This window comes from Pseudoalteromonas sp. 2CM37A (genome assembly GCF_023161885.1).
Taxonomy (GTDB): Bacteria; Pseudomonadota; Gammaproteobacteria; order Enterobacterales; family Alteromonadaceae; genus Pseudoalteromonas; species Pseudoalteromonas atlantica.
Genome location: NZ_JALNTJ010000002.1, coordinates 256,158 through 280,398 on the forward strand (window position 1 = coordinate 256,158; position 24,241 = coordinate 280,398).

At 40.8% G+C, this 24,241-nt stretch carries 15 protein-coding genes, 2 pseudogenes and 1 other annotated feature; of the genes and pseudogenes, 9 read left to right on the forward strand and 8 right to left on the reverse strand.

Features of this window, described 5'->3' with window-relative positions; all coding sequences use genetic code 11:
• Positions 1–100: 100 nt before the first annotated feature.
• The gene (locus MTF68_RS04875; RefSeq protein WP_248461841.1) at positions 101–2,491 is read right to left on the reverse strand and encodes a TonB-dependent receptor; all 2,391 of its coding nucleotides are present in this window, start codon (positions 2,489–2,491) and stop codon (positions 101–103) included.
• A gap of 163 nt (positions 2,492–2,654) precedes the next feature.
• Entirely contained in the window at positions 2,655–3,872 is a 1,218-nt protein-coding gene (locus MTF68_RS04880) for an MFS transporter (RefSeq protein ID WP_121638347.1), read from the reverse strand.
• A gap of 173 nt (positions 3,873–4,045) precedes the next feature.
• Here MTF68_RS04880 and gtfA point away from each other — a divergent pair, with 173 nt between their 5' ends.
• A complete protein-coding gene (gtfA, locus tag MTF68_RS04885) occupies positions 4,046–5,518 on the forward strand; it encodes a sucrose phosphorylase (RefSeq protein WP_095206589.1) in 1,473 nt (490 codons plus the stop codon).
• A gap of 73 nt (positions 5,519–5,591) precedes the next feature.
• Here gtfA and MTF68_RS04890 read toward each other — a convergent pair whose 3' ends face one another.
• Entirely contained in the window at positions 5,592–6,623 is a 1,032-nt protein-coding gene (locus tag MTF68_RS04890; protein ID WP_248461842.1) for a LacI family DNA-binding transcriptional regulator, read from the reverse strand.
• A 375-nt stretch (positions 6,624–6,998) separates the two neighbouring features.
• On the opposite strand from MTF68_RS04890, the gene MTF68_RS04895 reads away from it, so the two are divergent.
• Positions 6,999–9,773, forward strand: a complete 2,775-nt coding sequence (locus MTF68_RS04895) for a collagenase (protein WP_248461843.1) — start codon at positions 6,999–7,001, stop codon at positions 9,771–9,773.
• A 726-nt stretch (positions 9,774–10,499) separates the two neighbouring features.
• On the opposite strand, the gene MTF68_RS04900 is transcribed toward MTF68_RS04895, so the two are convergent.
• Entirely contained in the window at positions 10,500–11,720 is a 1,221-nt protein-coding gene (locus MTF68_RS04900; RefSeq protein ID WP_248461844.1) for a Xaa-Pro peptidase family protein, read from the reverse strand.
• Between the two features lie 22 nt (positions 11,721–11,742).
• Positions 11,743–13,032 (reverse strand): FAD-dependent oxidoreductase, encoded by a 1,290-nt coding sequence (locus tag MTF68_RS04905; RefSeq protein WP_248461845.1) that lies wholly within the window; start codon positions 13,030–13,032, stop codon positions 11,743–11,745.
• Positions 13,033–13,301: 269 nt separating this feature from the next.
• Between MTF68_RS04905 and MTF68_RS04910 the strand changes: the two genes are divergently transcribed.
• The 4 genes from MTF68_RS04910 to MTF68_RS04925 all read left to right on the forward strand — a co-directional run bounded on the left by MTF68_RS04910 (position 13,302) and on the right by MTF68_RS04925 (position 16,844).
• Positions 13,302–13,526: a hypothetical protein gene (locus tag MTF68_RS04910; RefSeq protein WP_248461846.1), complete on the forward strand. Its 225-nt coding sequence runs from the start codon at positions 13,302–13,304 to the stop codon at positions 13,524–13,526.
• Between the two features lie 3 nt (positions 13,527–13,529).
• On the forward strand, positions 13,530–14,531 hold the full coding sequence (locus tag MTF68_RS04915) for a 4-hydroxyproline epimerase (protein WP_248461847.1): 1,002 nt from the start codon (positions 13,530–13,532) through the stop codon (positions 14,529–14,531).
• A gap of 13 nt (positions 14,532–14,544) precedes the next feature.
• Complete coding sequence (locus tag MTF68_RS04920) at positions 14,545–16,041, forward strand: aldehyde dehydrogenase (NADP(+)) (RefSeq protein WP_248461848.1); 1,497 nt, start codon at positions 14,545–14,547, stop codon at positions 16,039–16,041.
• Positions 16,042–16,175: 134 nt separating this feature from the next.
• Positions 16,176–16,844 (forward strand): GntR family transcriptional regulator, encoded by a 669-nt coding sequence (locus tag MTF68_RS04925; protein WP_248461849.1) that lies wholly within the window; start codon positions 16,176–16,178, stop codon positions 16,842–16,844.
• A 385-nt stretch (positions 16,845–17,229) separates the two neighbouring features.
• Here MTF68_RS04925 and MTF68_RS04930 read toward each other — a convergent pair whose 3' ends face one another.
• Entirely contained in the window at positions 17,230–18,198 is a 969-nt protein-coding gene (locus tag MTF68_RS04930) for a dihydrodipicolinate synthase family protein (RefSeq protein ID WP_248461850.1), read from the reverse strand.
• Between the two features lie 541 nt (positions 18,199–18,739).
• Between MTF68_RS04930 and MTF68_RS04935 the strand changes: the two are divergent.
• Together MTF68_RS04935 and MTF68_RS04940 are read left to right on the forward strand one after the other, a co-directional pair.
• Positions 18,740–19,315, forward strand: a pseudogene (locus MTF68_RS04935) (carboxypeptidase-like regulatory domain-containing protein); the annotation flags it as partial.
• 341 nt (positions 19,316–19,656) lie between these two features.
• On the forward strand, positions 19,657–20,061 hold the full coding sequence (locus tag MTF68_RS04940) for a hypothetical protein (protein WP_248461851.1): 405 nt from the start codon (positions 19,657–19,659) through the stop codon (positions 20,059–20,061).
• A 34-nt stretch (positions 20,062–20,095) separates the two neighbouring features.
• Here MTF68_RS04940 and MTF68_RS04945 read toward each other — a convergent pair whose 3' ends face one another.
• The gene (locus tag MTF68_RS04945) at positions 20,096–20,989 is read right to left on the reverse strand and encodes an AraC family transcriptional regulator (RefSeq protein ID WP_248461852.1); all 894 of its coding nucleotides are present in this window, start codon (positions 20,987–20,989) and stop codon (positions 20,096–20,098) included.
• Positions 20,990–21,183: 194 nt separating this feature from the next.
• Between MTF68_RS04945 and MTF68_RS04950 the strand changes: the two genes are divergently transcribed.
• Positions 21,184–22,704 (forward strand): aldehyde dehydrogenase family protein, encoded by a 1,521-nt coding sequence (locus tag MTF68_RS04950; protein WP_248461853.1) that lies wholly within the window; start codon positions 21,184–21,186, stop codon positions 22,702–22,704.
• 334 nt (positions 22,705–23,038) lie between these two features.
• Here the strand turns inward: MTF68_RS04950 and MTF68_RS04955 are convergent.
• Positions 23,039–24,016 (reverse strand): annotated as a pseudogene (locus MTF68_RS04955) (IS3 family transposase); the annotation flags it as partial.
• Positions 23,735–23,851, reverse strand: a sequence feature (AL1L pseudoknot). It overlaps the preceding pseudogene by 117 nt.
• Positions 24,017–24,241: the final 225 nt, after the last annotated feature.

Below are 24,241 nucleotides of genomic sequence, written 5' to 3' on the forward strand. Positions count from 1 at the left end.
TAAAAAACCCAGCAAAGCTGGGCTAAAACATGAAGGGTGTTATTTATTCATACTTTAAAAGGCGCTACAGAGATGACTCACTGCAGCGCAATACACACATTTAGTTAAAAGCGTATTTTAAAGTAACCGACGTAGTGCGGCCGTTAATAGTACGGGCACGAATAATGTCGTTTTCTGGTACTGAGCCTTCTTCGGCTTCTGTAATACCTACTGTATCGAATAGGTTGTTTACATTAAGCGCAAGGTTTAAGTTTTCTGATAAGTCGTAGCTTACAAACGCATTTACTTGCGTGTAGCCGTCAAACTTAAGGTCGTTGTTATCTTGTGCATAAGCATCGGTTGTACCAATAAAGCTTACACCTGCCGCGCCGTTATCGTAGCTGTAACGCGCCATTAGTGAGTAAATTAAATCCGCTTGGCGACGTGGTGTGTTACCTACAACTTCAGGGGTTAGCGCATCTTTTGCAATTTCTGCATCGGTCCAAGTAAAGTTACCTCTAAAGTCCCACGCATCCATAAAGTAAGTTGATTCAACCTCAATCCCTTTTGCTTCGTATTCACGGTCGAAAAAGGTTTGCGATGTTGCTTCAAAGTTTTGCTCTTCTGTTTCTGCGTAAAAGGCTGTTGCAAATACCGAGAACGAATCAAAACGTTTTTTCACACCAATCTCAAATTGGTTTACTTCATCTACTGCATCTTCATCAGCTACGCTTCCGTCACTGCGTACTTTACCAAATAATAAACGGTCTGCATTTGCGCGCCCGCCTTTACTAATACGTGCAAACGTAGCTAGGCTTGGGTCAATTTGATAGTTAGCACCTACAGAATAAGACGAATAGCTCCAGTCGTAATTTACTGGGCTTGCATTAGCTATATCAATACCTGCTACGTTTTGCTCAGGAATAGAAATAGTACCGTCGCGGTTCATATCTACTGTTGAAGTCACGGCACCTGCGAAGTTACCGCGTGCTTCACCGCTGTCGTAGCGGGCACTTGCATCAATGCTTACATCACCAAGTTTTGTTGAAAACGCAACATACGGTGCGCGAGTGTCGTACTCGGTGTCGTAATCACGTTGACAACAGTTACCCCAATAAGGCGTGCCGTATGCATATAAACCATTTTCTGAATACTCAGTGCCATCGGCTGCGGTTACATTTAAAAGTGCCGCATTGTCGCCTTTAAGCTCCATTAAGTACGAGTTCCATAACCACGACATAGCAATGTTTTGTGTAGAGGCAAAGTAACCAAAGGTTAGGCTAGTGTCATCGCTAAACGATTTAGTTAGTTTAAAATCGTTAACAATAGAGCCAAAGTCATTAAGCGTTACATCAAAAGTGTGAATACGCATGGCAAGTTCATCATTAAATGCTTCGCCTGTGTTTGCGTTACTCAGTGTTGCGCCTACACCGCCAATACTTTGTGCAATAGACGATGCGTTGCCAACCTCAGCAGGAATAAGCGAGTTAAAGTTGCCGCTAATTGACGATTTACGAAAACGGTTTTCGATACGCCAATCGTTATCTAAATCAAATACAGCTTCAAAACCTACCGCATCCACTTTAGGGTTCATGCCGTCGCGTAAATCGCCACTGCTAATTTGGTTTTCACCGTTTAGGCGCACTGTTTTGGTAAATAATGCTGAATGCGGTGTATCTGATTGTGCATCAAACCCGGCAATAGAATCACCATTTGAGTACATTGGCATAGGAAGGTAGCCAACACTCTTATCGTCTAAGTGTTTGTAATAAAGGCGAACGTAGCCGTTTTCAAAATCTTTAGTAAGGTTAGCTTTAATTTGGCCACCTTTATTTGATGTGTAGCCTGTTTCGCGCGGGCCTTCGCCTTGGCGTACAAAACCACCTACATGAAAACGCACGCTGTCGGTTAAATAGGTGCCGTATTCAAAATCGGTGCGTACACTGTCGTAATCTAGGCCAACAGTAGTAGATACGCTACCCGATTCGTTATCACCGTTTTTAGAAATAAAGTTAATTATGCCGCCAGGTGCATTACTGGCTGATGTAGAGGCTGAGCCACCGCGAATTGATTCGATTGTTTGCACTGTGTTATCAAGGCGCATAAAAATATCGGCGTTACCAAAGGCAACATCACCAAACTGCATTACAGGCAGACCATCTTCTTGCAGTTGTAAAAACTTAGCGCCACCCGATGCTACAGGTAAGCCACGCACTGCAATATTTGCATTACCTTCACCGCCTGTTGATTCAGCGCGAACACCCGGAATAATTCTAAATGCTTCAGCCGTTGAGCGTGGCGTTGATACCTCAACTTGCTCAAGCGATAAACTGCTTACTGATGAGCTCGATGCCATAATAGTTGTGCGGCGAGGTACACCGGTAACAACAATTGTTTCAAGCCCTTGCTTAGCTTGCACTTTGGTTTCTTGCTCGTCTTGTGCATGAACGCCTTGACTTACTGCAAGTGCTAAGGCACTGATTAAATATAAAGGTGTGTGGTGTGTTGTCATGTTAACGCCTCATTGTGTTGTGTGAGTTTGTTATTTTTACTTAATCGATTAAGTAAAAATAACAAAGTTTTTACAATATGCAAATTATTTTTGTGTGTAATTTGCACTTTTTTTGTTTTTATATTGATTTTAAAGGTATTTTTATTCTGGCTTGAGCAGCCATTTATGCATTTTTAGTTAATGCTTTTGCCGCAGGGTCGCGGTAAAAGTTATAAAGCATGGCTAAAAATAAGATCACAGCAAAGCCGGTAGCTAAGTAAAAACCGTAGCGTACGTGGCCAAAGTAATCACTTATCATGCCCATAAATAAAGGCGCAAGTGCGGCCGAAAGCGCGGTAAAAAATAAAATAACACCCGCTACTGCACCATGTTGTGCAACAGGAAAGCACGATATACCTTTTGAGTTTAAAGTAGGGTAAACCATCGACATAAATAAACCCGAAAGCGGAAGCAAGCCTACCGCCCAATCAACACCGCCTACCAAAGTGCCTACATAACACAGCGCGATGCCTAAACTTAAATAAGCCATAACCCCTTGCCAGCTAAAGTGATTTAAAAGCCATACAGCAATAAAGCGCCCAGCAGCACGTAATACAAAAAATATAGTAAGTGCGTAGGTTGCAAGTAAAGGCCACGAGCCTGTGTAATCTTTTAAAAGTGTTGGCATCCACACGTAAATAGCAACCTCGGTAGCCACATATAATGCAATAGCCAACGAAAAACCAAGTGCGTACGGGTTTTTAATCATTTTCATGGTGGTGGCAAGTGAAGCGGGCTTTTCTGTGCTTTTAACAACACTTGGGTAGTCGGCGCGCCATGCCATTAACGCTAAAATTAAACACATAACGCCGGCAATAATGTACAGGTAAGTCCAGCTCACGTTTTGAGTAAGCAGTACGCCTACCAGCGCAGGGCCAACGATGGCACCAATACCAAAAAAGCCTTCTACTTTATTCATGGTTTTAGTGTGCTCTGCGTTACTTGCAGATATATCGCCAAGTAGCGCTAGTGCGCCGGTTTTAAATAAACCAATGGCAAGCCCTATACAGCACAGCAAAATTAAAAACACCGAAAAGCTATTGCTAAAGGCAAACAAAAAACAGCTGAGCGAGAAAATAAGTAAGCCCAGCATTATGGTTTGTTTACGACCTAGGCTGTCGGCTAAGAAGCCTAAAAACAAGCCACTAAAGGCAATGAGTGCCATAGGTGCATAATGAAAAGCACTGGCTTGGGTCATACTTAAACCAAACTCTGTGATTAGTTCAGGGATGATCATACCTACTGCATCTGAGGTCATCGCAAACATAAAAAACATCATGTAAGTGAGTATTCGTATGCGCTGCATTGGGTCGCTTTGCGAGTGTGTGTGTAAATTTGTCATGTGATTTTTCCTCGTTGTGGCTCAAGTTATAGTAATAACTCAATCACTTACTCTAGTTAGTATTACCTTTGCCACAACTTTTGTATGTAAAATATTTAAAAATTACTTGTAAAATTGTACGTGCTAGTTAAAGATATATCTTAATCGATTAAGTTTCAACTTGGTAATCACACATGATGAAGAATAAAGTTCAATTGATCACATATGCTGATCGAATCACAGGTCAAGATATAAACGCACTTACAACATTGTTAAAAGGTCCTCTGAAGGGCGTATTTGGTGGTGTGCACCTTTTACCTTTTTATAATCCTATTGATGGAAGCGATGCGGGCTTTGACCCGATTGATCACAGCGAAGTAGATTCTCGCATTGGTACATGGGCTGATATTCAAGCACTGGGTGAAAACCATGATCTAATGGCTGATTTAATCGTTAACCATGTATCGGCGCAGTCTTATCAGTTTCAAGATGTGCTAGCTAAAGGCAAGCAATCAGAATTTTGGGATTTGTTTTTAACAAAAGAAGACGTTTTTCCAAATGGTATGAGCGAAGCTGAGCAACAAGCAATTTATCGCCCGCGCCCCGGTAGCTGTTTTACGCCAATGCAGTGTGGCGATGGTCAAACGTATGACTTTTGGACCACGTTTACCGATAACCAAATTGATATAAACGTAAAAGTTGAAGCAGGTATTGCGTATTTAAATAACGTATTAACTAAGTTTTCTGAAAATAACGTAAATATTATTCGTTTAGATGCAGCGGGTTACGCAATTAAACAAGCCGGTACTAACTGTTTTATGCTAGACGAAACCTTTGGCTACCTAGATAACTTATCAAAGCAAGCAAACGAGCTTGGCATGGAAACCATTGCTGAAATTCATAGCCACTACCAAACACAAGTAGAAGTAGCAAAGCGTGTAAACATGGTTTATGACTTTGCATTACCGCCGCTTATTTTACATAGCTTATTTAATAACGATGTAGATGCATTACTTAAATGGTTACAAATTTCACCACGCAACTGTTTAACGGTACTTGATACACACGACGGCATAGGCATTATTGATGCTGGCCCAATGGGCGACAAGCCAGGGCTATTAAATGCACAGCAAATAGACACCCTTGTAGAAACCATGCATGCCAACAGTAACAACCAAAGCCGCCAAGCTACAGGTGCTGCTGCCAGTAACGTTGATTTATACCAAGTAAATTGCACGTATTACAATGCATTAGGCGCTAACGATTTAGATTATTTGATTTCGCGTGCCATACAGTTTTTTGCCCCCGGTGTGCCGCAAGTGTACTACGGTGGTTTATTTGCCTGCGAAAACGATATGGATTTACTTGCGCGTACCAATGTGGGCCGTGATATTAACCGTCCGTATTTAAATAGTGAAACAATTGAGCACGCACTCAATAAACCTGTAGTAAAAGGTTTAATAGAGCTCATTAAATTACGTAATGAACACCCCGCTTTTGCAGGAGAGTTTAGTGCTCACGGTACACAGGGAATATGTTGTTTAACGTGGCAACTTGAAGATAAGTCTATTGCATTAAGTGTTAATTTTAAAACGCGAGATGCACTTATTACCCAAGTAAATGGTGATGAAGAAACAACGATAAGTTTAAATGCATTGTTAGCCTAACAGGCTATTAAAACATAAAAGCCAAGCTCTTGAGCTTGGCTTTTGTTTACCCAGTCCTTTTTAACATAACCTATTAACCACTTGCGCCAATATCTAGCTCGTAACTTATATCACATATTTTTTCTTCTTTAGATATAAATAGTTCGGCGGCCATTACGCCTTTTTCTTGGCTGTTTTGATGAATAGTGGTTAGGCGCGGCACAAAACGAGCGGCTTCGTCTATTCCATCAAAGCCGACAATACGCAGTTCTTCACCTATTTTTATGCCTTGTTTTATCGCTTCTCGCATGGTGGCAAGGGCAATTAAATCACTCATACAAATTATAACGTTAGGGCGAGGGGAGGCACTCAACACCTCTTTAGCGGCAATGTTAGCAAAACGCTCGCTGCTCTCAGGTATATTCCAAATGCGGTCATCAGCTACGGTTATATTTGCCTCACTTAAAGCACGTTGATAACCCCGTAAACGTTGGTGCGAAATAGATTGCCCTGTTTCAAATTCGTGATGCTCATATACGCGGCACAATACGTTTTCATCAAGTAATCTTAAGCCTAAAATAGCGACTTTATCGCTTTGATTTTTTAAAACATGCTTGGCTATTTCGTAACTTGCTTGCTCGTTATTAATATTTACTGAGGCATTGCGGGCTATATCAAAATCAATAGTTACCACATGTTTAGAGACCGTTTTTAACTGCTCTACTAATGCGTGATTTCGAGGGCGGCCATAACAAATAAAGCCATCTACAAAGTCGACCACACTGTTAAGGTTATCGCTATTACCAGAAAACAATAAAACATTAATGCCGTTTTTTTCAAGCACCGAGGTTACACCCCGCATAAAGCTACTGGCCACAGGGTCCGACACCATATATTCCACACTATCTGGCAGCACTAACGCCACAATGTTAAATGTACCACTGCGAAGCGATTGCGCCGCTTTATTAGGGCCATAATAACCGAGCTCTTTGCAAGCTTTAAGTATGGCTTCGCGTCGTTTAGCCGAGAGTTGATCAGGGCGATTAAACGCATTTGAAACCGTAGCATTAGACACACCTAACTCTTTGGCAATACTTTTTAATGTCCAACGGTTTTTTGTATTCATATAACTTACTCAAGGGAGGATGCTGGTTGAAAGAGTAAATTACCATATCTGGCTTTAAATCAAAGTGCTAATTATTTAAAAGAGTCGTTGTAAGACGCTCTTTTAAATATTGCGAGAGTTTAGTGTGCCAAACTGACCCACCCCTATGGGGTAACCTTTGAGGGAGTGATATTCAGCTTCACTAAATTAAATAGAGTTTGAACTAAGTAAAAATCAATACAAAAGAATTGGTTGAGAGCGTTTTATCAAAACTAATATATTAATATTCGTTAATGTTATATAAAATATATTGTATACAATGATAATAAAGTGTTAAAAATTGTATCTCAATAACCAGTTCTGGATTAAGAACATACTAATCATCGAAGGTATAATATGAAAATTAATACACTGATTTTGGCGTTACCAATATTAGGTATGAGTTCAATGGCATTGGCTGACAAGGTGGAGGAGCGAACATTTAAACCTCAGACAGCCGTTGTAGAGCGTTTACATCATCATGGCGTTGAACAAAATCATAATGAAAAAGCACCGATTGCAAAAATGCAAAGCCAGCAAAAACTTTTTAATGCGCGTGTGATGACGATGCAAGCAGTCGCCGTTACGTGTGATTTGAATGCATTAGCAAACGCGAGCACATCAAGTATTATTACAGAAATTCAAAACCAAGGTACACAATGTATTAATGAGTTGTTTAGTGCCTCTGTATTAACACAAAGTCAGGTGTTTACGTCTGATAAAATGTTTGCTGTTGCAAATCATGCTAAGGCACTTTCACAGACTTATGCTGGCGGCGGAAATGTAGAGTTGGAAGCGCTATTTTTATACCTACGAACTGGTTTTTACGCTGAGTTTTATAATGACAATGTTAGTTTTGCAACGTGGGTCACCACCGCAGTTGTGGGGGCGGTTGATGCATTTGTTGCCAATAGTCATTTTTACGACGATAACGACGGTCATGCTAAAACGTTAAACGAAGTAATCATCACGATGGACAGCTCAGAGCAACAGCATCGTTACCTTGAAGTGGTAAAACAATGGTTGAGCCGTTTTAATGAAAGCTACGGCGCCAAGTGGAATGTACGAAGTGCAGTGAATGGTATCTTTACCTTGTTATATCGTGGTCAATGGAATGATGAATTTGTTACGGCAGTGGGCAAAGACACTGATTTAGTAACAAGGCTCAGTGCGTTTACTCAAAAACAATGGATGATTGGATCAGACGCACAGTACCTTATTGTTAATGCAGCAAGTGAACTTGCTCGGTTAAAGCAATACTCAGATACACCGATTCAAAGTGCTGTAGATACTGGTCTAAATGCTATTTTTTCAACGTATACTAGCTTTGGCTATGGTGATGCGGTTTGGCTTGCGGCAGCTGACTCGGTTAGTTATTACGCAGATTGTAATGATTATGGTATTTGTGGGTTTGTAGATAACCTGATAGGTCAAGCACTGTCACAAAGCTATAGTTGCAGCAGCACGATTAAAATTCGTTCGCAAAATATGACTGCTGCGCAACATGCCGCCGCGTGTGATGCAATGGGTGCTGAGGAAGGGCTATTCCATACTAAACTTGCCACTAATAACACCCCCGTAGCTGATGATAATAATAGCTTTTTACAAGTGAATATTTTCGATAGTAGCGACGATTACGGTAAATATGCGGGGGTCATTTTTGGTATTAATACCAATAATGGTGGCATGTATTTAGAAGGTGATCCATCCGTTGTTGGCAACCAAGCAAACTTTATTGCTTATGAAGCAAATTATGCAAATGCAGAGCATTTCGTTTGGAATTTAGAGCACGAATATGTGCACTATCTCGATGGGCGATTTGATCTGTATGGCGATTTTAACTCTCCTACAGAAGATGTTGTTTGGTGGTCGGAAGGGGTTGCTGAATACGTTGCTAATTTAAATGATAATGACGCCGCAAAAGAAACCATTAGTGATGGCTCACGTTTTACCTTAGCACAAATCTTTTCCACTACTTATGATGGTTTTGATCAAGACCGAATCTATCGTTGGGGTTACCTAGCTGTGAGGTTTATGTTTGAACGCCATTATGATGAAATTAATACTATGCTTGCCCATACCAGAGTGGGTGATTGGATTGCCTACAAAGCAAAAACAGAACAGTGGGAAAGTAGTTACGAAAGTGAATTTGTACAATGGTGCGATGATTTAGTTGCTGGCGCGCCTACAAATATTCCGCCGACCGTTCAAATCAACGGCCCATATTATGACGTGCAAAATAATGACGTCAGTTTTACCAGCAATGGCAGTATTGATAGCGATGGCTCAATTGTAAGTTATCAATGGAACTTTGGTGATGGCAGTAGCTCGAATCAGGCTAATCCACTTCACAGGTATATCAGTGAAGGGGAGTACAACGTAAGTTTGACAGTTACTGACAATCAAGGAGCAAGTCAATCAGCTATCACGACAGCGACCATCGAAAAAGATAGTAGTGCCGGTGATAACATATTGCAAAATAATCAAACAGTTCAGACTAACGGCGCGCAAAATGAGCAGCAATACTTTACTTTTGCCGTTCCGCAAGGGGCCAGTGAACTAGTATTTACAATTACTGGAGGAGAAGGAGATGCTGACCTGTATGTAAGCTATGAAGCGGCACCAACAGAGACCGTTTACGACTGTCGTCCTTATATTGGTGGTAACGAAGAGCAGTGCGCCATTGACCCAGCACAAGTTGGTACTTATCAGGTTATGTTACGTGGATATAATGCATTTGAAAATGTGCAATTAACAGCGTCTTATACGCCAGCCACTTCCAATGTGCCCGATGTATGTGCCACACAAGGCAGTCGTAGCAACGGTCGTTTAAATGATGGCGAAGCGGTTTGTTTAGGTAACAGCGGTCCGATGTGGTTTAGTCTTGCTGATTTGCAAAGTCAAAGTGGGATTGCAATCACCACGGCCAATGGTAGTGGCGATATAAGCCTTAGCTATGCCGAGAGCTCGTGGCCTAATGGCAATAACGAATTGGCTGAGTCAAATAATAGTGGTAACGACGAGTGTATTTATATTGCTAATTCAAGCCAATATTGGGGTTACTTAAAGGTATCAGGCTCAAGTCATGGTGTTAGTTTAGTCGTTGACTATAACAGTAGTGGATGTCGTTAATTACTCGCCCTATTAATGGTACTTTAAAGGAAAAGTTTATTCACACTATCTATGAAATAAAACTAAAACTGAAAAATGCCGATCAGTTTGCTCACTGGTCAGCATTGATTTTGTTTGAAAGGTTTTTACACTATTTTTGTCTTCAAAAGGTTATATTGACTGCTTTTTGATGATGCGAATTTCTTCTCCGTCTACATCTAATAGTGCCGTGATCGTGATTAACATTGCTTTAGAAGTAGGGGGTAACTCAAACTCGTATTTCTTATCTTCATAAGGCGTGATTGCAACGTCCTGTTGTTGTGTATTTATTGGCGCAGCTTGGTCGTAAGGTGTCGCAGTAAAAGAAATAGTACCGTAGTAAGACCTGAATAAGGGCCAAACAAATGAGCATTAATTTGCCAAGTCTCTAGCGCGGAAAATGGTTAACCAACTGACCTACGCTTACCTTATAAAGTACATCCCACGTTTTGCCTAAGTGGGAGGTTTATGCCAGAAGCATAATGCTTCGCTTTGGTAAAGTACGTGATTTTAGACACTTATTTACCTCAAGCAGTTCACTGTAATAGCAGTACAAAACACTGCCCTATATGGTGAACAGCAAGAAGCGCCTAATCTCTGATGGAATGTTGCAAATTTATTATTAATTACTCAAAAACAAGCTAAGTGAAGTGAGTAGTGCCAGTGGCTGCATGGTTTTCGTATACATGCAGCAGAGAATGTTATAAATTAACTGGTTGATTTAAATGGGTCGTCGATACTATGGGATGGCTCAGTAAACCACTTTGGCCCGTTGTCGGTCATATAAAAGTGATCTTCTAATCTTATACCAAACTCATTTGGTACAACGAGCATGGGTTCGTTACTAAAGCACATACCGGTGGCTAGAGGGGTTTTATCGCCGCCGACTAAATAAGGCCACTCGTGAATGTCTAAGCCAATGCCGTGGCCGGTACGGTGTGGGCACCCTGGCGTTTGATATTCAGGGCCAAGGCCTTGCTCAGCTAAATAATTACGAGCTCCAGCATCTACGGCTTCACATGTTTGGCCTATTTTTGCTGCATTAAATCCAGCTATTTGTGCCGCTTTTTCATAATCCCAAAATTGGCGCTGGCGATCACTTGCTTCGCCAAACACATAAGTGCGGGTGATATCAGATAAGTAATCGTGCACTTTACAGCCAGTATCAATTAATACCACATCGTCTTTTTTAAGAATTTGCGCGTCTTTTACGCCATGGGGAAAAGAGGTAGCAACACCAAATAACACAATGCAAAAATGGTTACCTGGGGCACCTACTTTTTGGTGCGCTTGTTTGATAAAAGCTTCTACTTCAGTGGTGCTAATGCCTTCATACAGCATACTGGCTGTGGCTTTATGTACCACTAAGGTCATATCCATTGCGCGTTGCATTAATGCAAGTTCATTGGTTGATTTGTGCATACGACAATGTGTTGTTACGGGTTGTGCGTTAACCAGTTTTAAGCCGCTTTGTGCTTTATTAATGCCATCAAAAATAAAAAACTGTGCACTTTCATCAATGCCGATAGTGCCATCTTTTGCAATGCCCATTTCGGTTATTACATCTACAAATAGCTGATATGGGCTTTCATGTTCTTGCCAACCATGAATTGGGCCATCAATCACTTTAAAGCCATTGAGTGAACCAATTTCAAAAAAAGGAGCAATATATTGTACATCGCCCTGTGCAGGTAAAATTGCTCCCACCAGTCTTTCACTGGCATACCAACGCATTCCCGTAAAATAAGTAAGATTTGTACCAGCGTTTAGATATATGGCGTCAATACCATTTTGTTGCATGTATACTTGAGCTTTTTTAATTCGTTCTAGGTGCTCTTGCGGTTGGATCGGGGTTAAATCGTCAGTCATATTAGATAAACTGGCAAGTGCTTGTTCTTTGGTATGGGTACCAATACCTTGGGCTATCATAGTGCTTTCCTCGTAAGTGTGACTATTGTGCAAGTGGGGCGTGTGAACTGCAAGCAGCTTGAGATGAAAAGCGGCTGATACAATACGGTTTTATATCTACGCTAGGTACTTGTTGTAAACACAAACTAGTTATTAGCTCACCTGTAATAGCACCTTGAGTTAATCCAAGGTGCTGGTGGCCAAATGCAAAAAATAAATTAGTGTGGTTAGGTGCTTCGCCTATGACCGGTAATGAATCGGGCAGTGATGGTCTGCAGCCCATCCACACGCTACTAGGTTGAAGTGTTACCGCTGAATGATTGAGCATTGCTTTGGCACTGGGTAATAATGCCAAAGCGCGTTTATTATTCATTTTACGTTCTGTACCTGCGAACTCTACTGTTCCAGCAATTCGTAAACCTTGGCTCATGGGTGTCATAATAAAACTGCGCTCTGCAGAGGCGACAGGACGAGATAGACCATAATTACTCGATAACATGCAATGATAGCCTCGCTCTGTATCAAGAGGTACATTGTAACCTAAGGGCTTGAGCAGTAATTTGCTCCACGCACCAGCTGCGATGATGACTTTATCGGCTTGAAATTTTTGGTCAGGGCAATTAATTTCATAGCCACTATAAACAGGTGAAACCTCAATCACTTTTTGTTGGCAAAACTGCCCACCTAAAGCTCTAAATTGCTCAGCTAAACTTAAGCAAAATAAATGAGGATCAACGCTGTGCGCTACCTCTTTAAAAAATAATGCATGCGTTATGGTTTTTGCTAAATTAGGTTCCAGTCGTTGTAGTTGTTCAGCATTGAGCAGCTCTACAGCGATACCGTGTGCTAAATATTTTTCAAACATAGCCTGTATTTGTGTAACTGGCGTTGTTTCGAAAGTGAGCAAGCTCCCTTTCTTTGTTATTAAATGATTTAATTTGAATTCATCTAGCAGGGTCTCGTAGGCTGTAATTGCACGGTGGTTGAGCGCCTGTAAAGCGTGGGTATTTGCTTTATAGGTTGAGCTAGCCATGTTATTAACAAACCGCCAAAACCAAGGTAGTGCTTTGATCACATAGCGCCAATCTATTCTTAGAGGGCCGAGTGGGTTTAATAGCATCATAGGCAGCTTTTTTAATAACGATGAGTGCGCTAAAGGAAATACTTGCTCTGTTGCAAAGTGCCCAGCATTCCCTTTCGAGCAGCCTTGAGCTAAGCCATTTTCATCATACAAAGTAACTGTAAAGCCAGCGCGTTGTAATTTTAACGCACAACAAATACCGATTATACCTGCTCCAACCACGCCAATATGTTGTGTTTTATTATCAGACAAAATGCTTACCTCTTTATGCAATATGTTTGTTGTGACGGATGTATTGTCTCTATCTCAAAATTGCATTTATTTTTTAAGTTACGAAATATGATTTTTCAATACTTGTTATTTAGCTTTATTGTTTTTTAAATTCAAATGCTTAATGTTTTTACTGCTGTTTTATCGATGCCCTTCAATACCACTAAAGAAAGGAATGATGAAATAGGATATTGATTATTGTATACAATATACTTACTATATCAAGCATAAACATCAATCAGGTAATTAAAATGACAGTAAATTGGCAAGAGGCCTTTGGAGCGTTTTCGGCTCAGTTTAATGCAGATGGCGCTATTCATTTTGCAAGTAGCGCAAACATGATCGATGAGCTAAATAATCAAACTGTTCACAGCATTATTAAGCTAAACGCATCAGATGAAAATGCAGCTGTTACCACGCTTTACACTAAAGCGATGGCAAGCGGTATTGACGTAACAAAATTAAAGTTGGATTAAGTTATGCTCAAAGGGACCTTTTTTTGTATTGACGGCCATACTTGTGGCAATCCCGTAAGGCTAATTACCAGTGGTCACCCGCAATTGAGCGGACAGAGCATGAGTGAGAAACGCCAAGACTTTTTTCAAAATCACGATTGGATACGCCAAGCGCTAATGTTTGAGCCTCGTGGTCACGATATGATGTCGGGCGGATTTTTATATCCGCCCACCACAGAAGACGGCGATGCCGCTATCTTATTTGTTGAAACATCAGGGTGCTTGCCCATGTGCGGCCACGGCACAATGGGTATTGTTACGTTTGCTTTAGAGCATGGTTTATTACATGCAAAAGTGCCCGGGACCTTGCTATTAGACACGCCAGCTGGACGTGTACAAATCAATTATGAAATGACCGATGGTAAAGTTCAGTGGGTAAAAATTTATAATGTTCCCGCGTACTTAGCATATCAGTCAATTGTAATTGAAGTACCTGAACTGGGCGAGCTTAAAGTAGATATTGCCTACGGAGGTAACTTCTACATTATTGTTGAACCGCAAGCCAATTACAAAGGCATTGAGCATTTTAGCGCTGGGCAAATTTTAAAGTACAGCCCGCAGGTGCGTGATGCCATAAACGCAAAAATAAAATGTGTTCACCCCCTTGACCCAACCGTTCAAGGTGCAAGCCATGTGTTATGGACAGGCACACCTAAAAATGCCAATTCACATGCCGCAAATGCTGTTTTTTATGGTGACAAAGCCATTGATCGCTCACCATGTGGAACAGGCACTAGCGCACGTATGGCACAGCTTTTTGCGAAAGGGCAGTTGGCCCAAGGGCAAGAATTTATCCACGAAAGTTATATCGGTAGCCAATTTATCGGCTGCATTGAACAGGTAACAGAAATCGCAGGCTTAACAGCCATTCTGCCAAGTATTCAAGGTTGGTCTAGAGTAACAGGCACAAGTGCTATCACAGTCGATGACGATGACCCATATGCATTTGGGTTTCAAGTAATATAATCAGGAGCAAAACATGACATTAACAGGACAAAGTTTAGTAGCAGGACAATGGGTTGGTGATTCAGCGAATGGTGAATTTAATGCATTTTCTCCCGCTGGTAATGAACCACTACCTACATGCTTTTTTAATCTCAGCGCCACTGAATTAAACGTTGCAATCGAAGCCGCACAATCGGCTTTTTATGAGTATCGTAAAACTAGCTATGCGCAACGTGCTGATTTTTTAAAGTGTATTGCAGATCAAATATTAGCGCTTGGTGATGATCTACTTGAGCAAACTCAACAAGAAACCAACTTACCGCTTGCGCGATTGCAGGGGGAGCGCATGCGCACCGTAAATCAACTTAAAGCGTTTGCTAGTGCATTGCGCGAAAACCCTGAATCACCTTTGGGTTTAAAAATAGTGGATGAGGCCGATGCAACAAGATCACCGTTACCAAAACCACACACTGAACTTAACTATTTACCATTGGGGCCGGTTGCTGTGTTTGGTGCATCTAATTTCCCTTATGCCTTTTCAACATTGGGTGGCGATACAGCTGCGGCACTTGCTGCTGGGTGCCCGGTCATTGTTAAAAATCACACAGCGCACCCAGGAACCGGCGAGTTGATGGCACGTGCGGCGCTTGCAGCCATAAAAGAATGTGCGATGCCATTAGGCGTGTTTGCAATGGTGCAAAGTAAGGAGTATGACATATCACATCAATTAGTTGCAGCGCCGGCAATTAAAGCGGTTGGCTTTACAGGCTCATTTAACGTGGCGAGTAAACTGCAAGAAACGATTGCTAAACGTGAAGAGCCCATCCCATTTTATGGTGAGCTGGGAAGTATTAACCCTCAAGTTATTTTACCCAATAAAGCCATTGAACAGAGTAAAGAAATGGCGCAGTCACTTTGCCAGTCAATGCTTATGGGTAACGGCCAGTTTTGCACCAGCCCTGGGCTTTGGTTAGTGCCAACCGGGTGTGATGAGCTTGAAGCACATATTACTGCGAGTATTAATGATGCACCATCTGACACTTTGCTCTCGCCAGGCATTGTTAAAACGTTTAAACACCAAGTAGAAGAGCGAAGTCAACTTGCTCAAGTAAGCGTGTTAGGGAAAGGTAAGCTTGAGCAAACGTTCCATGCTAATGCACATGTATTCGTTTGTAATGCCGACGATTATTTAACAACCCCAGCGTTGAATGAAGAAATGTTTGGCCCTGCTGCATTAGTTGTGCGTTATGACAGTGAACAGCAACTCATGACATTAATAAATAAACTGCAAGGGCAGCTTACAGCCAGCGTTCATGGCACGAAAGCGGATTTAAGCAAAGCAGATAGCCTCATCGAAGCACTGCAATATAAAGTGGGCCGTTTGATAAAAAATCAGATGCCAACAGGTGTTGAAGTGTGTGGTTCAATGAACCACGGTGGGCCATTTCCAAGCTCAACGGATGTACGTAGTACCTCTGTAGGCACAAATGCAATGTTACGTTTTATGCGACCAATTTGCTATCAAGCATAAGGTTCATTGGGCGGGATATGCAAATTGTATATTCCCGCTTTTCCTTTATAAACGCTAACTGAGGACGGAATCTAACTTGGCATCTCATGTTACTTGAGTATAATGTATGCTAAATGCAATACTTAAGGATCACTATGGCTATCGAACACAAAACACGCACCCAATTAGTAGCAGAAGCAATTCGTAAAAAAATATTAACCGGTGAAATCAAAGCTGGTGATCCACTGCGTCAAGCTGCACTCGCTGCTGAGCTTAATGTAAGCCGAATACCTGTTCGTGAAGCACTGCTTCAGCTAGAAGCTGAAGGGCTTGTAAATTTTGAAGCGCATAAAGGAGCCACGGCAACAGAGCTTTCAGCATCACAAATTGATGAAATCTTTGATTTAAGGGCATTACTAGAGGCTGAGCTGCTAAGTCACTCAATAGAAGGTTTAACAGATCAAGATTTAATTGATGCTGAGCTTATCTTAACTGAGCTAGAAAGCGCCATGGATGCAGGTGATACCCACCTAGCAACGGGCGATTTAAACAGCCGTTTTCATGGTAAGTTGTATTCACGCGCGCAACGCCCACAAACTCGTGAACTAGTTGATATGTATAGTAAAAATTCAGAGCGTTATGTGCGCATGCATATTTTACTAGCAGGTGGTTTAACCACTGCACCAGAAGAGCACCGTACATTGCTAAATCACTGTCGTGCAAAGGACACTAAAAAAGCGTGTGACTTTTTGAAAAAGCATATCTTAGGCGCCAAAAACGACATTAAAAAGCTATTACTTAAAATAGAAGACGAAAAAAGGTAGTTTTAAATAAGCCCCCTTATTAGCACATATTTTATAATGTGCTCAGCTTGCTGCCGTAGGCAAATAAGAATGCTATATTTATGTTGTTTTTAACTTACCTCGATTAGTTTGTTTAGTGCGATGTTAGATAACTGAACAAGATCTCACCAACTTATCTGTATTATTAAGTGGATATGTAAAAAATAATTTAGGTAGATAGGGTAAAAAACTCAGAAGTGTCAAGCTTAGCTTTACGCTATATTTGAATAAACGATACATCTGATTTTCTTTTATGCTCAAGTATGATTATTTAATAGGGTCAGTGCAATCACCGCAAGAGCAGCTTATCTATAGCTACAAAAACGCTCCGTAAAAACGGAGCTTTTGTTTGCCAATTTTTGAAAATTTAGTCTATTAAATCCAGAGCCTCGAGTCGTTCTTTTGCTAAGGCATACCTTGTGTGTACATCATCAATTTGCTGTTGATTTAACTTTTTACCAAAAGTACGAAGTCCGCCAGTTACATCATTATGATGAATGCCAAATGCAAATTTAAGGTATTCTAAAAGTAACGGTTGTGCATCAAGGTAAGATATAGAATTCATAGCTTGAGAAATTTTGTTTGCCTCGGCCCACTCACCTTTATTCACGTATTCCTGCATAGTGACACTCGCTTTTGGAAATATACAGCCAACGCCTGTAATCCCACCGCATGCGCCAGCGAGTCCTGCATGTATAGTTACCGTATCTACACCTGCGAGTACTTTTATGTCCTTATTTTCTAGCACCATCGTTTCAATAACAGATACATCTATGGTGGATATTTTAAGCGCCGTAATTTCAGGTAAAGCGGCAAGCTTTGTTAGAAGGTCAGTTGAAAGTGGATGATAGCCAGCGGCGTCCGGGTTGTTATAAGGCATTATTGTAATACCGGCCTCTTTTGCAGCTGTGGCAGAAAGGGCATAATACGCATACATTTCCTCATCAGAAGGCGTGTATTTGGTTTTTGGTGGCATCACCATTACGGTGTCTACGCCAACAGTTGCTAGCTCTGTAACAATTTTGGCCAGTTCTTCTTTGGTTTCTGCGGCTGCGCCACTAATCAATGGAACATTGTATTCTTTAGCAACACTTGAGAGAGCTTTTAGTAAAGAAAGACGCTGTTCGGAACTTAGGTAGCTGTTCTCACCAAGAGTACCAGAGCCAACAAGGCCTCCCATACGAGTTCCACCTTTGCCTTGCACCTTTAAAATATCTGCAACGTATTTTTTCGTTGCATCAAGGTCAATTGCAACGGTTCCAGACTCTGTTTCTTTGAGCCATGTAAATACGGCTGGCATAACTGTGTATCGCCAATCTTTACAGTTTGTTTCCATTATACTTCCTCTAATAAGTAATATTGTATACATTATACATCTAGATTGTATCAGTAAAATTAACTTCGGCAAGTCTAAGAACTAAATTAAAAAGGGTATCGTATATGTAAATTATACAGGGGCATGCAAAGGCGAGTAACGCTAACTATATAAAGTGGGGTTAATCATTTAACTATCTATAGTTTGCTTATTAATAACCTGTACTCTGGATTATAAACCTACCCCAAGTAGCTATTCTTAGCGTAAACTGAGTTTAATCTACTTGCAATAGGCTAGCTATTACAAGTAATTTCGCCTAGTACCCACTGAAAATCTCTTAACCAGAGTTCAGGTTAAATACTTCAGCTCATGTATTAAATTACGATACTTAATAAAGCTTCTTTTAGTTACAAACTTGCAGAGCAATTGACTTTGTTTAATTTGTATTTAAATTTTAACTAAAAATTATCACATATTTAATATTGTATACAATATGTAATTTTTGTATATTTTACGTCGAGGTTAGTCTCACAATAAAACCTACAGATCAGGGAATTCTTACATGATTACAAATAATAAAAAACAAACTCGAGGCGTAGGTGCTAGAACCCTGCTGGCAACTGCGGTAACAGCAGCATTATTAATTGCGCCAGCGGCACACGCTGTTGATGGCAGTAGTATTGTGAAAGGTCATATTGTTGCGCAATCGGGGAATGATTTAACCGGCGCAACTATTACATTTAAGCACAAAAGCAAAGGGTTGGTTTACACCATTACCAGTAACGCCGAGGGTGATTACTTATTAAGAAACGTACCTGTAGGTACATACGATGTAACTATTGTAAAAGACGGCTATCAAGCAATGACTGAAGAAAATGTTGCGGTAACTATTGGCCAATCAATAATACTTGATGTACAACTTTATAAAGCTGGTACTGATATAGAGCGTATCGCGGTAACAGGTTCGGCAATTCGTCGTGTAGATATGGCATCTTCCACCTCTGGCTTAACGTTTAGTGATGCTGAACTTAAAGCAATGCCGGTAAATACTGGTTTTGAGAGTATTGCGTTACTAGCGCCAGGTACTGCAGCTCCTGGTGTTTCTAATTTCAAAGGAGCCTCTAGTTTTGATGGCTCATGGCTATGGTAATTTACTAAATGACCACTGCCACGCTATTAAGTTTAGTGGCGCGAACTACATCAGGTCGTCCAAAAAGATACTTCCACAATTACTCGTAGCAGTCTATTTATAGGTAGTAATTAATATATTAAATGAAACTGGTAAGTTATTGTTACCAATGCAAGAAGGTATATTTACTGAGCTTGCCGTGTGTTGAACTGGCTTATTTAGCCAAACAAAATATACCTGTTCGAAAAAGTAGACAAAAAATAACAGTATTTAAATCAGTAGGTAGAACGTTGAGTGATTTATTTACTCATTTTGTTTACCAAAAAATTAATTAAAATGAAGGTGAATGTATGGTACTGCTAGGGTTAGGGGGTTTATTTATACTAATAGGCTTGTTGCCACTTGTTCGTTGGTTAAAATGTAAAGTTAATAAACGCCATTGGCGAGTGTGTCATATAGAACAAATAACGGCAGCGACAAATAATCAAATAACAGCGCCAGAGCTTTTACATCAGCCAACGATGCTAGTGAGCTTTCGTTTTGATGATCAAGTGTGCAGTATATTAATTGATTATAACGAAAATATGATGTGGCGTTTTAAGCAGGGTAAGCAATGCACGCTATTGGTGGATAAGCACAACCCTCATCAAGTCTACTATAACGCTTTCTTATGGCATAACTACGGCATAGTGTGGTTACTGGCAGGTATAAGTTTATGTATTGTAAGCTATTATAGTATTGTTATTAAAATATGACTGCGCTTTTAACCACTTAGTAAAGTATTAGCTATTAATGCCCACACTGTTTAGGTGCAATCCCGAAGGTTTGTTTAAACAAGCGGCTAAAGTGGCTGGCGCTATTAAAACCAAGGTCGTAGCACACTTTACTTATAGCTTGGCCTTCTAATAAAAGCGTGCGGGCTTTTTTAAGCCTAAGTTGTTGCTGCCAAAGCGCAGGGCTGGTGCCAAAAGCGAGTTTAAATTGCTGGTAAAACTTACTACGACTCATACAAGTTATTTTGCATAATGTGTCTATGTCGAGTGTGTCGCTTAAATGCTCTTCAATGTATTGCAGTGCATCACTCACGTTACTTTTTAGACGCAGTTTATCGCAGTTGGCCATTAATAAATCGCGGCTTTGTTGTTGCAGTAAACGGGTGATCAATTCGTTTAACGATAAATCAATTAGGTAGTGTCGCTCGGCGCCTTGCTCACTAAATAAATGCACCATTCGCTCTAATAACTGCTGAGTTTGCGCATTATGTTGGGTATGCACTAAATTAGGGCTGTATTCAAATAAGGTATCACTAGCAAAGTTTTGCTGCATATTAAGCGCATTAGCCACATTGGTTATTTTATCTGTGCTGATTTCAATCGCTAAACAGGTGGTAGGTGAGTTGAGAGTTGCCTGTGGAAAATCAATCAGCACCCCTTGCTCGGGCGCTAATACAAACGATTCGTGGGGTAAAAACGCTTTATGATAATGACTATTATCAACATGCATAATTTTCTTGCCACTGAGCATGGCACAAAACAGTAATTCGTTTGAATGCAGCGCCACTTTTTGCGCACTTTTATAAGTATCATAAATACTCAGTTCGCTGTTGTCGGCAGCAAAGCTCACTTTGTTTTCAATAAGTACATCAAGTTGTTGGCGTTTTTTATTTAACTGTGACGAATACATAATCAGCCTTTTTAATGATTAAATCGTTTGGACTCACAGACAATTTTTTTGGACTGCTAATCAAGTTTTTAAGCGCTTAATAGTCTAATGTCAATCAATACCGATTAAATATAAAGCAACTAGCTACATTACTCTAACAAGTTGCTGGTATTTCGGCTTAGACTTTTAGCTAACAACAACAAGAGAACACACATATGATTTACGCAAATCCAGGCACAGCAGACGCACTCATCACATTTAAACAGCAGTATGGTAACTATATTGGCGGCGAGTGGGTTGAACCCGTTAATGGCCAATACTTTGAGAATATTAGCCCTGTAAATGGCAAAGTGTTTTGTAAAATTCCCCGCTCTGACAAAGACGATATTAATTTGGCGCTTGATAAAGCGCATGCCGTAAAAACGCAGTGGGGCACAACCTCAGTGACCGAGCGCAGTAATATTTTATTAAAAATTGCTGATCGCATTGAACAAAATCTAGAGCTACTTGCAGTGGCCGAAACATGGGATAACGGTAAAGCCATTCGCGAAACCCTCGCCGCGGATATTCCACTTGCTGCGGACCACTTTCGTTACTTTGCCGGTTGCTTGCGTGCTCAAGATGGCAGTATTGGCGAAATTGACGAAACCACGGTGGCGTATCATTTTCACGAACCGTTAGGTGTGGTTGGGCAAATTATCCCGTGGAACTTCCCTATTTTAATGGCCGCATGGAAACTTGCACCCGCACTTGCTGCAGGTAACTGTGTGGTACTAAAACCAGCTGAGCAAACACCAGCATCTATTTTAGTTTTAATGGACATTATTGGTGAGTTACTGCCTGCAGGCGTGCTCAATATTGTAAATGGGTTTGGTAAAGAAGCAGGCGAAGCACTGGCCACAAGTAAGCGCATTGCTAAAATTGCATTTACAGGCTCTACACCTGTCGGCTCTCATATTTTAAAATGTGCTGCTGAAAACATTATTCCCTCAACGGTAGAACTTGGCGGTAAATCGCCCAATATATTTTTTAATGATGTAATGGAAAAAGACGACGCGTTTTTATCAAAAGCCATAGAAGGCGCCGTGCTTGCTTACTTTAACCAGGGCGAAGTATGTACCTGTCCATCAAGATTGTTTATTCAAGAAGATATATACGAGCAATTTATTGAGCGCATACTCGAACGTACCCAACAAATTAAACGTGGTAACCCACTCGACAGCGAAACCATGGTGGGCGCTCAAGCTTCAAAAGCACAGTTTGATAAAATACTTAGTTACATAGGCATAGGCAAAAAAGAAGGCGCTGAAGTACTCACCGGCGGAAACGTAGAGCAGCTAAATGACGATTTAAACGGTGGTTATTACATACAACCTACACTGCTTAAAGGTACAAACGACATGCGTGTGTTCCAAGAAGAAATTTTTGGCCCTGTTATTTCTATGTCGACCTTTAAAGATGAAGCTGAAGCACTCGAACTTGCCAATAGCTCAGAATTTGGCTTAGGCGCAGGGGTGTGGAGCCGAAACATGAACCGTGCTTATACCATGGGGCGCAAAATTGAAGCTGGCCGGGTGTGGACCAACTGTTACCACATGTACCCAGCACATGCTGCATTTGGTGGGTATAAAAAATCAGGTATAGGGCGCGAAACACACAAACTCGCACTCGATCACTACCAACAAACTAAAAATTTATTAGTGAGCTATAGCGAAGATCCACTCGGCTTTTTCTAATAAAGCAATTCAAACTTAAACACAACAACCATTAAGTGATGAGGGCGCTGCATATTTGCAGCGCTTTTTTTAACCTTAATACCTATAGTATTAAATTTGTAGTTAATTATCCTATATCTATGGATCATTTTTCTTTAGGGCTAATTTAACAGCGGCATGTTAGCTCTTGAGTTAATACTATAGTATTCAGTTTATTTTCATATTAGATGATGGCGAAGAAGAAACGCTATACATGTGACGTTGTGTGACCTTCTTAGATAGCTCTCTTATAATTCGCCCCGAGTTCATCTCAGACCAGTTTGTTAAACCAACTGACCCATTCTAAAGTTGCTTATTCAACGGCATCAGCATTTTTCCACGGGCCATTCCTGCGAATAATTTCTTTTTTAAATAAACCATTTATCGTTTCAGCCATTGCATTATCGTAAGAATCACCGACACTGCCTACAGATACTTGAATCCCTGCTTCAGCAAGTCGTTCAGTGTATCTTATGGGTAAATATTGACTCCCTCTATCGCTAGGTGAAACAGTCCTTTTGGATCACCACGATGCCAAATGGCTTGCTCTAACGCATCAAGAATCAAGTCTGTATGCATCGTCTTTGGTACACGCCAGCCTACGATGTACCGTGAGAATACATCTATCACTAAGGCCACGAAAACAAATCCGCTCCACGTAGCAACATAGGTGATATCAGCGACCCAAAGTTGATTTGGCTGCTCTGCCGTAAATTGACGATTAACCAAATCCTTTGGCTTATCTTGTTGCTCATCTGGTATCGTTGTTTTACATGCTTTTTCGCGGCGAGCACCTTGGATACCCGTATTTCTCATTAGTCGCTCAACAGTACAACGGGCTACTTGATTGCCGTCAAGTTGCAGTTGTTTCCATATTTTCCTTGCTCCATAAACAGACATGTTATCTTCCCACTCATTGGCGAATGAGTATCATCAACTCAACATCACGCTTTTTGCGGTTAGATAGTCGCTTTGGCTGCCTCTGTCGCTGTTTGTGGGCGTAATACGTTGAAGGTGCAATGGGCAATTCTTTGCAAATTGACTCGACACTGAAATGCTCACGATAAGTATCTATAAAAACCACGCTTATTTCTGTTTGCGGTCGAGCTCCGCTTGGGCGAAAAAAGCGGCAGCTTGCCTCAAAATATCATTCGTTCGCTTTAGTTCTTTATTCTCACGCTCTAAAGTAGCCAGTCAGCTCTTCAGCTGATTGAGTGTAAGAAGAGAGTTTAGACGGTTAAGCTTGAGACTTCTTAACCCATGCTATATGTGTTTCTGGTGTACACCCCAGTTTCTCAAGTTATTGAGTCTCAGGCAAACACGGGGCGATTCAATAGCCGAACCACAACAGCTGGCCACTTAATCTAAAAAGTCGCACTTAATATTCGAACCTAAGACTGATCATTAATTGATTTAAATTATCCAAAGAGTTGAATATATTGTATACAATATATTAAATGTAATGTATGTTAATATGAGTTGTTTTTAAGGTTAAAAAATATTCAACTAATAAGAAATA